At 53.3% G+C, this 12,680-nt stretch carries 11 protein-coding genes; 8 read left to right on the forward strand and 3 right to left on the reverse strand.

Going from position 1 to position 12,680, the window contains the following annotated elements; all coding sequences use genetic code 11:
• The first annotated feature begins 152 nt into the window (after positions 1-152).
• Positions 153-359 (forward strand): hypothetical protein, encoded by a 207-nt coding sequence (locus JXO50_02385; protein MBN2331931.1) that lies wholly within the window; start codon positions 153-155, stop codon positions 357-359.
• Positions 360-447: 88 nt separating this feature from the next.
• Here JXO50_02385 and JXO50_02390 read toward each other — a convergent pair whose 3' ends face one another.
• Positions 448-822, reverse strand: coding sequence for a cytoplasmic protein (locus tag JXO50_02390; protein MBN2331932.1), 375 nt, complete (start codon positions 820-822; stop codon positions 448-450).
• A 56-nt stretch (positions 823-878) separates the two neighbouring features.
• A complete protein-coding gene (locus JXO50_02395) occupies positions 879-2,864 on the reverse strand; it encodes a DUF3857 and transglutaminase domain-containing protein (GenBank protein ID MBN2331933.1) in 1,986 nt (661 codons plus the stop codon).
• Positions 2,865-3,049: 185 nt separating this feature from the next.
• Here JXO50_02395 and cysK point away from each other — a divergent pair, with 185 nt between their 5' ends.
• The 4 genes from cysK (at position 3,050) to JXO50_02415 (ending at position 8,215) form a co-directional block, all read left to right on the forward strand.
• Entirely contained in the window at positions 3,050-3,952 is a 903-nt protein-coding gene (cysK, locus tag JXO50_02400) for a cysteine synthase A (protein MBN2331934.1), read from the forward strand.
• Between the two features lie 18 nt (positions 3,953-3,970).
• Entirely contained in the window at positions 3,971-5,446 is a 1,476-nt protein-coding gene (gatA, locus tag JXO50_02405) for an Asp-tRNA(Asn)/Glu-tRNA(Gln) amidotransferase subunit GatA (protein MBN2331935.1), read from the forward strand.
• 50 nt (positions 5,447-5,496) lie between these two features.
• Positions 5,497-6,945: an Asp-tRNA(Asn)/Glu-tRNA(Gln) amidotransferase subunit GatB gene (gene gatB, locus JXO50_02410; GenBank protein MBN2331936.1), complete on the forward strand. Its 1,449-nt coding sequence runs from the start codon at positions 5,497-5,499 to the stop codon at positions 6,943-6,945.
• A gap of 346 nt (positions 6,946-7,291) precedes the next feature.
• Positions 7,292-8,215 carry a UDP-3-O-acyl-N-acetylglucosamine deacetylase gene (locus tag JXO50_02415; GenBank protein ID MBN2331937.1) on the forward strand — a complete coding sequence of 308 codons (924 nt, stop codon included), beginning with the start codon at positions 7,292-7,294 and terminating at the stop codon, positions 8,213-8,215.
• Positions 8,216-8,377: 162 nt separating this feature from the next.
• On the opposite strand, the gene JXO50_02420 is transcribed toward JXO50_02415, so the two are convergent.
• On the reverse strand, positions 8,378-9,760 hold the full coding sequence (locus JXO50_02420; protein MBN2331938.1) for an MBL fold metallo-hydrolase: 1,383 nt from the start codon (positions 9,758-9,760) through the stop codon (positions 8,378-8,380).
• Positions 9,761-10,038: 278 nt separating this feature from the next.
• Here JXO50_02420 and JXO50_02425 point away from each other — a divergent pair, with 278 nt between their 5' ends.
• From JXO50_02425 to JXO50_02435, 3 genes are all read left to right on the forward strand, one after another.
• Entirely contained in the window at positions 10,039-10,995 is a 957-nt protein-coding gene (locus JXO50_02425; protein ID MBN2331939.1) for a hypothetical protein, read from the forward strand.
• Between the two features lie 69 nt (positions 10,996-11,064).
• Positions 11,065-11,985: an MBL fold metallo-hydrolase gene (locus JXO50_02430; GenBank protein ID MBN2331940.1), complete on the forward strand. Its 921-nt coding sequence runs from the start codon at positions 11,065-11,067 to the stop codon at positions 11,983-11,985.
• A 161-nt stretch (positions 11,986-12,146) separates the two neighbouring features.
• A complete protein-coding gene (locus JXO50_02435) occupies positions 12,147-12,623 on the forward strand; it encodes a PaaI family thioesterase (GenBank protein MBN2331941.1) in 477 nt (158 codons plus the stop codon).
• Positions 12,624-12,680 lie beyond the last annotated feature (57 nt).

Here is a 12,680-nt window from a genome sequence, read left to right on the forward strand (position 1 = left end):
CTGATCTTTCTTCAGGTGCAAAACAGGAGGCGTACATGTTTGAAGTTACCGAGGCGGCGCAAAAGGAGATTGCCGCGTATTTTCAGGGAAAAGAATCGTTGCCGATCAGGGTGTTTCTCCAAGAAGGCGGGTGAAGCGGCCCAGCGATATCGATGGCCATCGATAAGGACAAAAAAGAGAGTGATCATGTGTATGAGATTGCCGGGTTTGAATATCTGGTCGATAAGGATTTTATGGTGAAAGCTGCCCCGATCAAGGTAGATTTCAACGGTTTTGGTTTTCAGCTTACCTCCAATGTTCCCATTGCTGGTGGTGGTTCCTGCGGCGGTTGCGGCTCCAGCAGCTCCTGCTGCAGCTGATCCAGATTGCGTGCCGGGTTGTGGCAAAGAGGCAGCACCTGTACAGGTGCTGCCTCTTTTATTGTGTAGTTGCCGGTTGTGAGGCATATCAGGTAATGATCTTGCCGATATCCTTAGCTCCGGGGACAACAATCCTCGAAGACTGCTGTCGCTGATATTCCTTGGCTTCTTCGATCATTTTTTCAACGGCGTCATTGACCGCCTGGGGAAAGTTTGTCATTGCTTCTTCCAGGGTTCGGCCGGCAATGGGGCATTGTACCGGCAGCATGCCGGCCTGGGTCAGCAGCTGGGTGTGGCCGATGAAGATGATTTCTCTGGTTTCATCCACCGTGCCATCGCTTTTGACCGGGATGAGTTTTTTAATCGTTGCCATCTGTAAATCGGAAAAAGTTTCTTCGCGATAAAGGTTACTCCGGTCAACAGAGATCTGGTCGGTGAGGTTGGGTTGATTTCCGCTAAACATGGTTCTCCTTTTCTGTCATGTGAGGTTTGAAGTTGCCTTATTGCCTTGTTGCCGTATCATGGCTTTCTGGTAATCAGAATGGGTAGCAGTACCTCCTGGTTGCGGTCATGCTGGAGGGAGGTAATTTCCTGGTACGAGGCAGCTGGGACCTCCAGTTGCTTGAGGGCAAAGGTGCGGGTGATGGTCAGCTGTTCTTCCCCTTTGCCGACATAGAGAGTTTGGTAGTTGAAATACTTAGTGTCAATTGCCGTAGCGGGTGGCAGTTCCAGCTGCTGTAACAGAGGGTTGGCGGCAATCTGTTCCTCGACAACCGTGCTGTAGGTGTATCCCAGGCGGAGCGGGTAGCTTCTGGTGGTCATATCCGCTTTGCCAAGAATCCAGCGGTCCAGGATGCCGGGGTCGGCCATATTGCTGGCCGGCAGGAAAATGCCTCTCTGCTGGTCCAGCCAGCGGATAGCGTCGGGAAGACTGAATGAACAGGAAAAGGTGAACAGAGTTGCCCGGTCAGCCGGGTCTGACCAGTTGAGATTGGTGACCTTTATTTCCGGCCGCCGCCGCAAAATCATCTGCTCAAGGAAATCTTTCTGTTCTTCCCGGCTGCGGCGCATGAGGAGTGAGCGCATGGCGGTGTCGGCGAAACCACGACAGGTGGCGGTGATCGTTCCGGCAAGGCTGTTATCCGGCTGGATCCGGTCATTGATGTGGAGGGAGAACCGGTTTTCCTCCGGCAGTACCGGCGGTATCAGACTCAGGGAGGTGCCCTGCTGGTCGGCGATCAGATAGGAGGCATCCCGTTCATAATCAGGCAGCAACTGCCGACTGGTTTCCGATGTAGGATCCATAAACCAGGCCGGTTCACCCTTGCTGTTGCTGGCCACCGTGATGGCATGGTTGAAATAGGGCAGGGGAATTTCACGATCCAGCTTTTCGTCAAGGCTTATCAGGACCGGGTTGGCTGCAAAACCGGCCAGCCTCAGCATGCTGACCAGCAGGGCGGCCTTGTCGCGGCACACCCCATGCCGACGGCTGAAAGTCAGGCCAACGTCGTGGGGTTCAAAGCCGGGCCGGTCGGTTTCAGTGGTGATTCCCATATAGCGGACCTGCTGGGCAACAAAATAGTAGACGGCGGTTATTTTTTCCTCGGCAGTGTGTTTCCCGGCCGTCAAGGTTGCAACCATTTCCGTCATTTCAGGGGTCGGTTTCAGTTTGGGTTCCACCAGCTCATGGTACCAACGTGATATTTGTTCCCATGAATCAAGGGATGAAAACAGCAGACGCATTGCTACCTGTCTGAGGGGCGGCATCGAGGGTTCGGGAACCACTGGTGGTACGTCTTTGAAAGTCCAGTTTCTGATCACCAGATTTTTTTCCTTTTCTTCATGATAGCTGACGCAGCCGGCAACCTCATCCTTTATCAGGTGGTTGATGGGCAGTGAAGCGGGTCCCTTCAGGGTGAAATGGTAGGTGCGGATGGGAAAGAGATACTGTCCCAACACCATGCCATACATCTGGTCAGGGATGATTGTCTTGAAACGTTCCTGCCTGGTCAGGTAATGAATGGTGTCACCGATCTCCAGACCTGGGAGGAAAATGTTGATTGTCCGCTGGTTGGGATTGTAGATATTCATCCTGCTGTTGCGGGTTGATGTATCCTCCCGGGAGTTCTTTTCAAAGTCAACCGAAAGCAGCCGGCCGTCCGGCTTGATGATCTCCAGGAGGGGGATATCCAACTTTGCATAGGAGCGGTTTACCTGGAAAGATAACACGCCATGTTCCTGTTTTCCCTGCTCATCCAATATGGTGAGGAAAACCTCGTCTTCAGCTCTGGAAGTGCCGTTGGCCGCATAGGTAATGGTTTCTTTTTCCAAAGCCAGGACAGCATGGGCATGGGGATACTGCCTCCTGGTAATCTGGGCCAGAAAAGCAAAGTTTTGCGTTGCTGCCGCAGCCGGATAGCTGATGGCCAGGATGGAAAAAAACACCATGGCCGGCACAATGTTGATGAACTGCTGCCTCATGTGGGAGCTGAATGGTCTGAGCATGCTGATCCGCTGATGGAAGTTGGGATAAACAACTTTATTTATCGAAGGAGTTATAGTAGACTAGCCCGGTTTTTTTTGCAACACTATTGACCGGTTTTGTTCCCGGTGGCCTTGCTGCTGTCGGTTGTCTGCTTTCATTGCAACGCGGTCGCAGGAACCATGCCGTTTGAGGAGGAAAGGGGAGTATGGAATTTTATGACATTCTCAATGTAATCGGCAATACGCCGATTCTCAGGTTGGCGAAGGTTTCGTCCATTCCCATCTTTGCAAAAGCCGAATACCTGAATCCTGGTGGCAGCGTCAAAGATCGGGTGGCAAAATACATGATTACCCAGGCTGAGAAAAGAGGTGATTTGCAGCCCGGATCGGTGATTATCGAGGCAACATCGGGAAATACCGGCATTGCCGTGGCCTTCGTCGGCATTCACCGCGGTTATCGGGTGATTATCGTCATGCCAGAAGATATGAGTGAGGAAAGAAAAAAGATTATTCGGGCCCTGGGGGCCGAACTGGTGCTGACCCCCTCACAAGAGAGTCTGACCGGTTCAGTCAATAAAGTGAAAGAGCTGGCAGCCGGGATTCCCAATGCCTATGTTGTCGGCCAGTTTGAAAATCCTGACAACCCGGAAGTTCATTACCTAACCACCGGGGCGGAGCTGTGGAAACAGTTGGAAGGCAATGTTGATGCTTTTGTCGCCGGGGTTGGCAGCGGTGGAACGTTGGGCGGTGCCGGCAAGTTTCTTAAAGAACAGAATTCCCTGGTGAAAATTGTTGCGGTGGAGCCGGAAAATTCAGCTGCCCTTCTCGGTCAGGAGCCTGGCCTGCACCAGATTCAGGGCATCGGTGATGGCTTTGTGCCGCCGGTGCTGGATGTTTCACTGATTGATGAGGTGGTGACCGTCAGTGATGAGAATGCCATTGAGATGGCCCGTAAGCTGGCTGGCTGTGAAGGTACGCTGGTGGGAACATCTTCAGGAGCCAACGTTTGGGCGGCCATTAAGGTTGCCCGGGAGCTTGGTCCCGACAAGAGGGTGGTAACCATTCTGCCGGATCGTATTGAGCGCTATTTCAGTACCAGCCTGATCTGAATCGGGCAAGGAGCTTTTATGGAATTATATGCGCAGACGCTGACCCAGCTGCAGCAGAAGCTGCAGCGCCGTGAGGTTTCAGCGATGGAGATAACCGAGTCAGTTCTGAGGCGGATAGGTGAGGTTGACCAGCAGGTTGGTTCCTATCTGCTGGTGGATGTGATCGGGGCCCGTGCACAGGCCGCTGAGGCCGATCGGCGGCTGGCGGCCGGAGAAGCGGTGTCGCCGGTGACCGGCATTCCCCTTGGTCTCAAGGATTTGTTGTCAACCAAGGGAATGCGGACTACCTGTGCCTCCAAAATTCTCGAGCACTATGTTCCCGCCTACGATGCCACCGTGGTTCACCGGCTGCGGCAGGCTGGAGCGGTGCTGACCGGCAAACTTAATATGGATGAGTTCGCCATGGGGTCATCAACGGAAAACTCAGCATTTCAGCTCACCAGAAATCCTTGGAACCTTGAATGTGTCCCCGGTGGTTCCAGTGGCGGTTCGGCATCCGCGGTGGCGGCCGATGAATGTATTGCTTCTCTGGGCTCCGATACCGGCGGCTCCATTCGTCAACCGGCGTCCTTTTGCGGGGTTGTTGGCTTGAAACCCACCTATGGCCGGGTTTCCCGCTACGGCCTGGTGGCTTTTGCCTCTTCTCTGGATCAGATCGGTACCTTCACTAAAACGGTAGCCGATGCTGCCCTGCTGCTATCGGTTGTCGCCGGCTATGATCACCATGATTCCACATCGGTCAAAGAACCGGTGCCAACCTGGCATACCCTCCTTGATCGTGATCTTCGTTCCCTGACGGTGGGAATTCCCCAGGAGTATTTTGTCGAAGGGATGGATACCGAGGTGGAACAAGCTGTGCGGCGGGCCATCGGTTTTTTTGCAGATCAGGGAGCCACTATAAGGGAAGTAAATCTGCCCCATAGCGACTATGCGGTTGCTACCTACTACCTGGTGGCCACCGCTGAAGCAAGCTCTAATCTGGCCCGCTATGACGGGGTGAAGTACGGTTATCGGTCACCCGATGCTGACGGTTTGCTAGAGATGTATTGCCAGACCAGGTCCGAGGGTTTTGGCCCGGAAGTTAAGCGCCGGATTATGCTGGGAACCTATGCCCTATCAGCCGGCTACTACGATGCCTACTATAAAAAGGCCCAACAGGTGCGGACTCTGATCAAGCAAGATTTTGAAACTGTGTTTTCCTCTTGCGATATCATTGTCTCGCCCGTATCGCCGACACCGGCCTTCAGGATCGGCGAGAAGGTTGATGACCCGCTGCAGATGTATCTTACCGATATTCTGACGATTCCGGTAAACCTTGCCGGCCTGCCGGCCCTCTCGCTGCCTTGCGGCTTCAGCAAGTCGGGGCTGCCCATTGGTTTGCAGATGATTGCCAGGCCGTTTGCCGAAGAATCCCTTTTCCAGGCTGCCCATCAGTATGAACAGGCAACCGACTGGCATCGGGAAAAACCGGTCATTAATGGGAGCGCAAACTGATGAGAAACATCTTGCCTTTCTAGGGTTACCCATCCGTTATGGAGAGTCACATGGATTTTGAAGTTGTAATCGGGCTGGAAGTGCATGCCCAGCTACGGACGAAAACAAAAATATTCTGCTCCTGCGCCACCTCTTTTGGTGATGAGCCGAACGCCAATACCTGTCCGGTATGTACCGGCCTGCCCGGAGCCCTGCCGGTTCTTAACCGCCGGGTAGTTGAATATGCGGTGAAAGCCGGTTTGGCTACCAACTGTCAGATTGTCAATGATAGTGTTTTTGCCCGCAAGAATTATTTTTATCCCGATTTGCCCAAAGGGTACCAGATTTCTCAGTTTGACCGTCCCATCTGTTTGGGTGGTTATCTCGATATCAAGGTTGCCGGCCAGGAGCAGAAGCGGATTGGCATTACTCGCATCCATATGGAAGAGGATGCCGGCAAGCTGGTTCATCCAGAGCACCTCTACGGGGTTAGTTATGTGGACTATAACCGTGCCTGCGTACCATTGTTGGAAATTGTCAGTGAACCGGATATGCGCAGTTCGGCTGAAGCTGTCGCCTACCTCAGGGCACTACGGGATATCCTGGTCTATCTGGAGATCTGTGATGGCAATATGGAGGAGGGCAGTTTTCGCTGTGATGCCAATGTTTCCATCCGTCCTTTTGGGCAGCAGGAATTTGGCACCCGGGCGGAACTGAAGAATATGAACTCCTTCCGCAACGTCCAGCGGGCAATTGAGTACGAGGTGGAGCGCCAGCGGAAAGTCATTGCCGGCGGCGGCCAAGTGGTTCAGGAAACCCGGCTGTGGGATGTTGAGAAAGCCATGACCATTTCCATGAGAGGTAAGGAAGAGGCCCATGACTACCGCTATTTCCCCGATCCTGATCTGCTACCGGTTCAGATTCCTGCAGAGTGGATTTCTGATTTGGGTGCGTCATTGCCTGAATTGCCCCAAGCCAAAAAGACCCGTTTTATCAGTACCTATGAACTTGCCGAGGTGGATGCTGAAGGCTTGACCAGCAGCCGGGCGCTGGCTGATTTTTTTGAAGAAGCAGTGAAACGGTTTGCCAATCCGAAAATGGTCAGCAATTGGGTCATGTCCGAGCTGCTCCGCTACCTTAACGATGAGAAAACGTCAATTGATGCATGTCCCGTAACTCCGGCCGGCCTGGCCGCGCTGTTGGCCATGATTGAGGCCGGGACAATCAGTGGTAAGATAGCTAAAAAAGTTTTTGCCACCATGTACCGGGAGCGGCAGAATGATCCCGCCGCTATTGTTGCCGCCCAGGGGCTGGTGCAGATTGATGACACCAGCGCCTTGGCGGAAGTTGTCCGGCAGGTGCTGGCGGCCAACCCGGCCGAAGTTGAAAAATACTATGGTGGCAAACAGAAGGTGTTTGGTTTCCTTGTCGGACAGGTGATGCGGCAGACCAGGGGCCAAGCAAATCCCGGCCTGGTTAATGAATTGCTCCAGCAGCAGCTTGATGCCGGTCGGCCCTGAAACGGTAATGCGGCCGGCGGGGCAAGTAACGTCTATCTTTTAATGAGACATTATTGTCTCATCTCAAGGACAAAATCGTCTCACTGGGTAGTTTTCGTCCCGTACCTGAAAGGGCAGCCGGAAGCCGTTGATGGTGATGGGTGTCCTTGTTTTTTTAGTTATAACCTTTTGATATCATAAGCAATTAATCTTTTATGGTGGTATATTGACGGCAGTCAATGGTTGGCTGGTTCTTTTTTGGTATAATTTTTGCTTTTGTCTAGAGCCGTGTGGCTGTCCGTATTTCATTGACTATGATTTCCCGTGATAAGCTTCTTACGGGAGATGACTGATAAAGGAAAGAGTGATGCTTTTTCAAAGAACATTGAAAAAAGAGATCTATGCAACGGGTATCGGGTTGCATTCAGGGAAGAAAGTTACCATTGTTCTGCAGCCTGCGCCGGTGGACCATGGCATCCTCTTTGTGCGGGTGGCCGGGGAACAGCGTATCCTCATCGAGGCGGTTGCCGAACATGTGGTGGCCACCAACTACGCCACCTCATTGGGTAAAGATGGGGTGCAGATCGGAACTGTGGAACATCTGCTTGCGGCTTTGTACGGTATGGGTGTTGATAACGCCCTTATAGAGGTTCACGGTGATGAGATTCCCATTATGGATGGTAGTGCCAGTCCTTTTGTTTTTCTGATCAAAACCGCTGGTATTGTATCCCAGTCTGCACCGAAGAAATTTCTGGTGATCAGGGACAATGTAACCGTTACCGAGGGAGATAAGTGGATTTCTCTGGAGCCGGCCGCCTCGCTGTCGATTTCCTGCTTGATTGATTTTGCTCATCCGCTGATCCGTAAACAGGCTTATACCCTTGATTTTACCGATCGTCATTTTGAACGCCAGATCAGCCGCGCCCGCACCTTCGGTTTCCTGAAAGAGGTTGAGATGCTTAAAGCGCATAATCTGGCTCAGGGTGGATCCCTGGAAAATGCAGTTGTCCTGGATGACTTCGGGGTGATGAATGAGGGCGGCTTGCGTTTCCCTGACGAGTTTGTCCGCCACAAAGTGCTTGATTGTCTGGGTGATATGAGCCTCTTGGGGATACCTCTTATTGCCCGGGTAACGGCCCATAAGGCAGGACATGCTCTCAACCATCAATTGGTAAAAGCAGTATGGTCGCAGCCTGAGGCCTGGGAAATTGTTACTCCCCTGGAAGGCCAGCCAGCCGCCGCCCGGGTTGCCTCTCCCCGGCAGACGGTGGCAGTGCCCCAATTTGCCTGATAGCATGCCGGAATTTTGAATCGTTGGCTGTTAACGATAAAGCCCCCGGACCAACCTTTGGTCCGGGGGCTTTTTGATGGATATGGTCAATGAAACTTTGCGGAACCAGGGGCGGATGTATGTGTTAAGCTGGAGCACAGGTCAGGCGGCTTTGCATGGTTTTCAGCTGACCATGGAGAACCCGGCGGCTCGCCAGGCATTCATCCCGCCGATGACGCTGTAGGTGTTTTGCCATCCTTGGTTCTTGAGCATCGAGGCGCCGATATTGGAGCGATAGCCGGAACCGCAGATCAGGCTGATATGATCTGCCCGGCTGTTGCTGATGTCCTTGGCAAGCAGTCGCGGCAGAGGCAGGTGGATGGCTTCAGCCAAGTGACCGGCCTGCCATTCCGCTTCGGTGCGGATGTCGATAATTGTGTGGTTGGGATATTTTCGCAGGATGTCTTGTAAACTATGGATGGATACCTGAGGGAGAAAGCCGGTTGCATTGCCCGTCAGTATCCAGTCGGACAGGCCGATGCAGGAACCCACAATCCGGTCATAGCCCACCCGGCGAAACATGGTGGTTGCCATGGTTATCTGCTCCTGCCGGTCTCCCAGCAGGATAATATGCATCGCTGGATCCACCACATTGCCTATCCATGAGGCGGAATTTGACGTCATGCCGATGTTGATGCTGCCGGGGATGTGGGCGCCGCCGAAAGCTGCCGCTTCCCGGAGGTCAACCAGCACATGCTCCTGGGGGTTGCTGAGAAATTGTTTGATGGCAGCCGGACTTTTTGCTCTGACCACCGGCAACGCTTCCTCCACCGAGGCGCCTTGTTTGTTCGTGGCAATAATGGTTGAAAAATTTTTTGGCCGGTGGGGGATTTCCCGTTTGATGAGCTGTTTGAAATCCTCTCTACTGTGGTTGAAGTAGGGATTGGTATGCCGCTCATAACCCAGGGTGGAAGAGGGCTTTGCACTCAGTCCGGCACCGCACAGGGAGCCTTCCCCGTGGGCCGGGTAGACCTCAACGTAATCGCCGAAACGACTCAGTTTGCTGTACAGACTGTTGTAGAGGTTGGCGATCTGTTCATCAAGCAGTTCGTCGCCGGCCAGGTCTGGGCGGCCGATACTGCCGACAAACAGCAGATCGCCGGTCAACAGCAGCTGTGGCATCTTGCCGCGGACAAGATCGGCAACGGCGACTGAGACGGCATGGGGTGTGTGTCCGGGGGTGGCAATGAACTCCATTTTGACGGCCCCAAGGATCAGTTCATCACCATCATGAAGGGGAATATGATCGTAGGATACCGGGCTGCCGGCGCCGATATGAATGGCCGCCCCGGTTGCTTTCCTGAGTTCCATGGCGCCGGAGATGTGATCGGCATGCACATGGGTTTCGATGATGTGGCTGATGACCATTTTCTGCTCTTTGGCAGCCAACAGGTAATCGGCAATGTCACGTTTCGGATCAACGACAATCACCCGACCATCCCGGGGGCAGCCGATCATGTAGGAGAGGCATCCCAGACCATCTACCTTGAATTGTTGAAAAAACATAGCGTTGTCCCTTTCACTATCAATTAGTATGAATGATATTCATAGCTATGTGTTCATGCTCAGGAAAATGTCAATAGATTTTCCGGCATTCCAGGTTTTCTGCAAACAGTTCATGGCGTTTGCTGGTTGAATCGCTGAGATGGCCAGTGTTATTTTGTAACACCGTCTTATCGGCGGTGTTTTTTTTGACTCGGCCGGCAAGTTGAGGTATAGCTAGAGGGTGCTTTGTGTAGCTAGGAGTACTCAATGTTAGTGGGAATATGTGTAGGAACGATGACATGAATGTTCAGGGACATGAAAATTGTTTTGCCTGCCGGCAGGGTTTTTGCCTGAATACCATCGCTGTGGTTGCCGGTGGATTGGATGCCTCTCTGCTGATGGAAAAGAGGCATGAGGGCTGGCTGGATATTCCCCATGGGGGGATCGGCATCAGTGCGCTTATTGATCTGGCTGATCTGGCATGGCTTCAGGAAACCGGCCGGAATCTGCCCTATCCCTGCTCTCTGTCCCTGAAGTTCGGCGATGTCTGTCGCCTAGGTGACCAACTACAGATGACCGCCCGAATGAACCATGAACTGCGGCGGGTTGAGTTGCAGATGAAGCGGCAGGGAGAAGAGAAAAATTACCTTGCCGGTGCTGCAGAACCTGTTGCCGACGGTAATGACGACGCATGTCTGCCCCTGCCGCCGGTTGCCGAGCTGGAGTCTGCAGGGATGCTCAGGGCCTTGTCTATCTATGAGAACTGTTTTATCTGCGGCAACCAGCGTCAGGCGCCGGGAATCGGGCGCCGGTTTTTCCAGGGGTCTTTCGCTGGCCAGGACTATATACTGGCCCGATATGGTTTTGCTGCCGCTGACGCTGCAGTTGCCCACTGGTTTCAGCAGGGGCAGGAAATGCTCCACCCCGGTGTGATCGGCGCGGTGCTTGATGAGATCTGCGGCTGGTCGGGATTTATTGCCGGCGAACTGTTTGGGGTTACGGTTCGTTTAGACCTTACTTTTCAGCGTCCCGTGGGAGTGGCTGAAAAGCTGATTTTTGCCTCCCCGACGCCCCGAGTCAAAGGCCGCAGCAGCAGGCAGGTCTACTATGCCACCGGCCAGGTTCTATCACTGGACAATGATGGTGGTTATGAACTAGTGGCTGCCGCCAGCGGCCAGTGGCTGGTGGTACCCCGGTTGCGCCAGCAATTCTATGACACCCGGGTGGAGGAAAAACTGGACCAGGTCAGCTTTTGATGGACTTTGCGGCTACGTCAGGATGACCCATGAAGCCGGGAATTGTCATCGTGGGAGTATTATTGCCAAGTGATGCAGCAAGTTTGTGAGGATCTTTTTTTTATTGAGCGGGGATATCTCAATGGCAACCATTTTGTCTATCGTGGTGCGGCCCCGCTGCTCATTGATAGCGGTTATTTGGGTGATGTCGAACGGACCCTGCAGCTGATTGGTAAACTGGGGGTTGATCCCATGAAGGTTGGCCTTATTGTCTCAACCCATTGCCATTGTGATCATATTGGGGCTCATAAGCGGATTCAGCAACTGTCTGGGTGTGATATTGCCCTCCATGAGGTGGGCAAGGCATGGGTTGATGCCGGGGACAACCTGGCCACCTGGTCAGGCTACTATCACCAGGAGGCCGAGTTTTTCCATGCCACCCATTCTCTGGCTGATGGCGACCCGGTGACTGTCGGGCCGCATGAATTTCAGGTAATTCATGTGCCGGGCCATTCCGCTGACGGCATTGCCCTCTACAACCGGCGGGAAAAGATTTTGATTTCATCGGATATCCTGTGGGAGTATGGTCAGGCTGTCCTTACCGAACGGTTGGAGGGTAGCCATGCCTTGAAGGACTGGCAGGAGTCGTTGGAAAGACTGGCTCTGCTGGAGGTGAAGAAAGTGTACCCCGGGCACGGGAAGCCTTTCGCCGATTTCACCGGCGCTATTGCCAGGGCACAAAGAAATCTGGCCCATTATGAAAAACAGCGTTCAGCCATCGGTGCTGATCTGCTGAAGAAGATAACCGTCTATACGTTATTGATGCACAAATCATTTCCGTCAGATCGTTTTTTTGATCACCTGCTGGCAAGCCGGTGGTTTGCCGAAACAGTAGATGCCTATGAACTGGGCGACTATAAGAGCGCCTACGGGGAAACCATGACCAGTCTGCAGAAACGGGGGACGATTTATTTGGAAGGTGGCTGCTGGCTGACCTCGGTTGTTCCTTGAGCAGTTGCCTTGATCAGCAAATGTGCTGATCAAGGCAGCATTCACAAAGCCGGCATTGTTCCTTGGCAGTTGTACACGGTTTTTTTTATGTCAGTGTGCGTATGCAGTCAAACAAAAACAATGTCGTTATCTTGTCACATTTTTTAGCAGAGATTTTGATGATGACCGATGAACCTGTAGACGAGGGCGGCCGGTCGACCGGTCCCCATCAACTGGAGATGCCGGGGTGGATTAGCTGTGCCCCCTTTGAAGAGTTGCTGGCCATGACCATTGTCGAAGCAGCCAATGGCGAGGCCGTGCTGACAATGCCTTTCTATCGACAATTTGCCCAAGGTGCCGGCTTGCTCCATGGCGGAGCCCTGGTGAGCCTGGCAGATACGGCAGTGGTCATGGCGATCAAAAGCATTGTGCCGCCCAAAAGCCACTTCGCTACCATTTCGCTGCAGACCAGGTTTCTCTATCCGGTCAAACAGGGAGTGGTGACCGCGAAAGCCAAGGTCCTCAAGTCTGAGGATCGGCTGCTGCATGGAGAGGCAACGGTGCTCAACGATGAGGGGCGGCCGGTGCTGGAGTTTGCTTCGGTATTCAAGCTGGCCCGCCGCACCCAGGTGGAGGGAGTTTCCTTTGCTGATCAGTAAAATAATGGTGCGGATCAGCTGCCGCCTGGCGGCCAGGGCGGCGGCTCCCGGCTCTGT

The sequence above is a fragment of the Candidatus Anaeroferrophillus wilburensis genome, assembly GCA_016934315.1.
In the GTDB taxonomy this organism is placed as follows: Bacteria; Desulfobacterota; Anaeroferrophillalia; order Anaeroferrophillales; family Anaeroferrophillaceae; genus Anaeroferrophillus; species Anaeroferrophillus wilburensis.

What these genes read in the sequence shown, in the direction of transcription:
- JXO50_02385 (MBN2331931.1), top strand. Translation starts at nt 153, where the DNA reads ATGGCCATCGATAAGGACAAAAAAGAGAGTGATCATGTGTATGAGATT.
- JXO50_02390 (MBN2331932.1), bottom strand. Translation starts at nt 822, where the DNA reads ATGTTTAGCGGAAATCAACCCAACCTCACCGACCAGATCTCTGTTGAC.
- JXO50_02395 (MBN2331933.1), bottom strand. Translation starts at nt 2,864, where the DNA reads ATGCTCAGACCATTCAGCTCCCACATGAGGCAGCAGTTCATCAACATT.
- cysK (MBN2331934.1), top strand. Translation starts at nt 3,050, where the DNA reads ATGGAATTTTATGACATTCTCAATGTAATCGGCAATACGCCGATTCTC.
- gatA (MBN2331935.1), top strand. Translation starts at nt 3,971, where the DNA reads ATGGAATTATATGCGCAGACGCTGACCCAGCTGCAGCAGAAGCTGCAG.
- gatB (MBN2331936.1), top strand. Translation starts at nt 5,497, where the DNA reads ATGGATTTTGAAGTTGTAATCGGGCTGGAAGTGCATGCCCAGCTACGG.
- JXO50_02415 (MBN2331937.1), top strand. Translation starts at nt 7,292, where the DNA reads ATGCTTTTTCAAAGAACATTGAAAAAAGAGATCTATGCAACGGGTATC.
- JXO50_02420 (MBN2331938.1), bottom strand. Translation starts at nt 9,760, where the DNA reads ATGTTTTTTCAACAATTCAAGGTAGATGGTCTGGGATGCCTCTCCTAC.
- JXO50_02425 (MBN2331939.1), top strand. Translation starts at nt 10,039, where the DNA reads ATGAATGTTCAGGGACATGAAAATTGTTTTGCCTGCCGGCAGGGTTTT.
- JXO50_02435 (MBN2331941.1), top strand. Translation starts at nt 12,147, where the DNA reads ATGACCGATGAACCTGTAGACGAGGGCGGCCGGTCGACCGGTCCCCAT.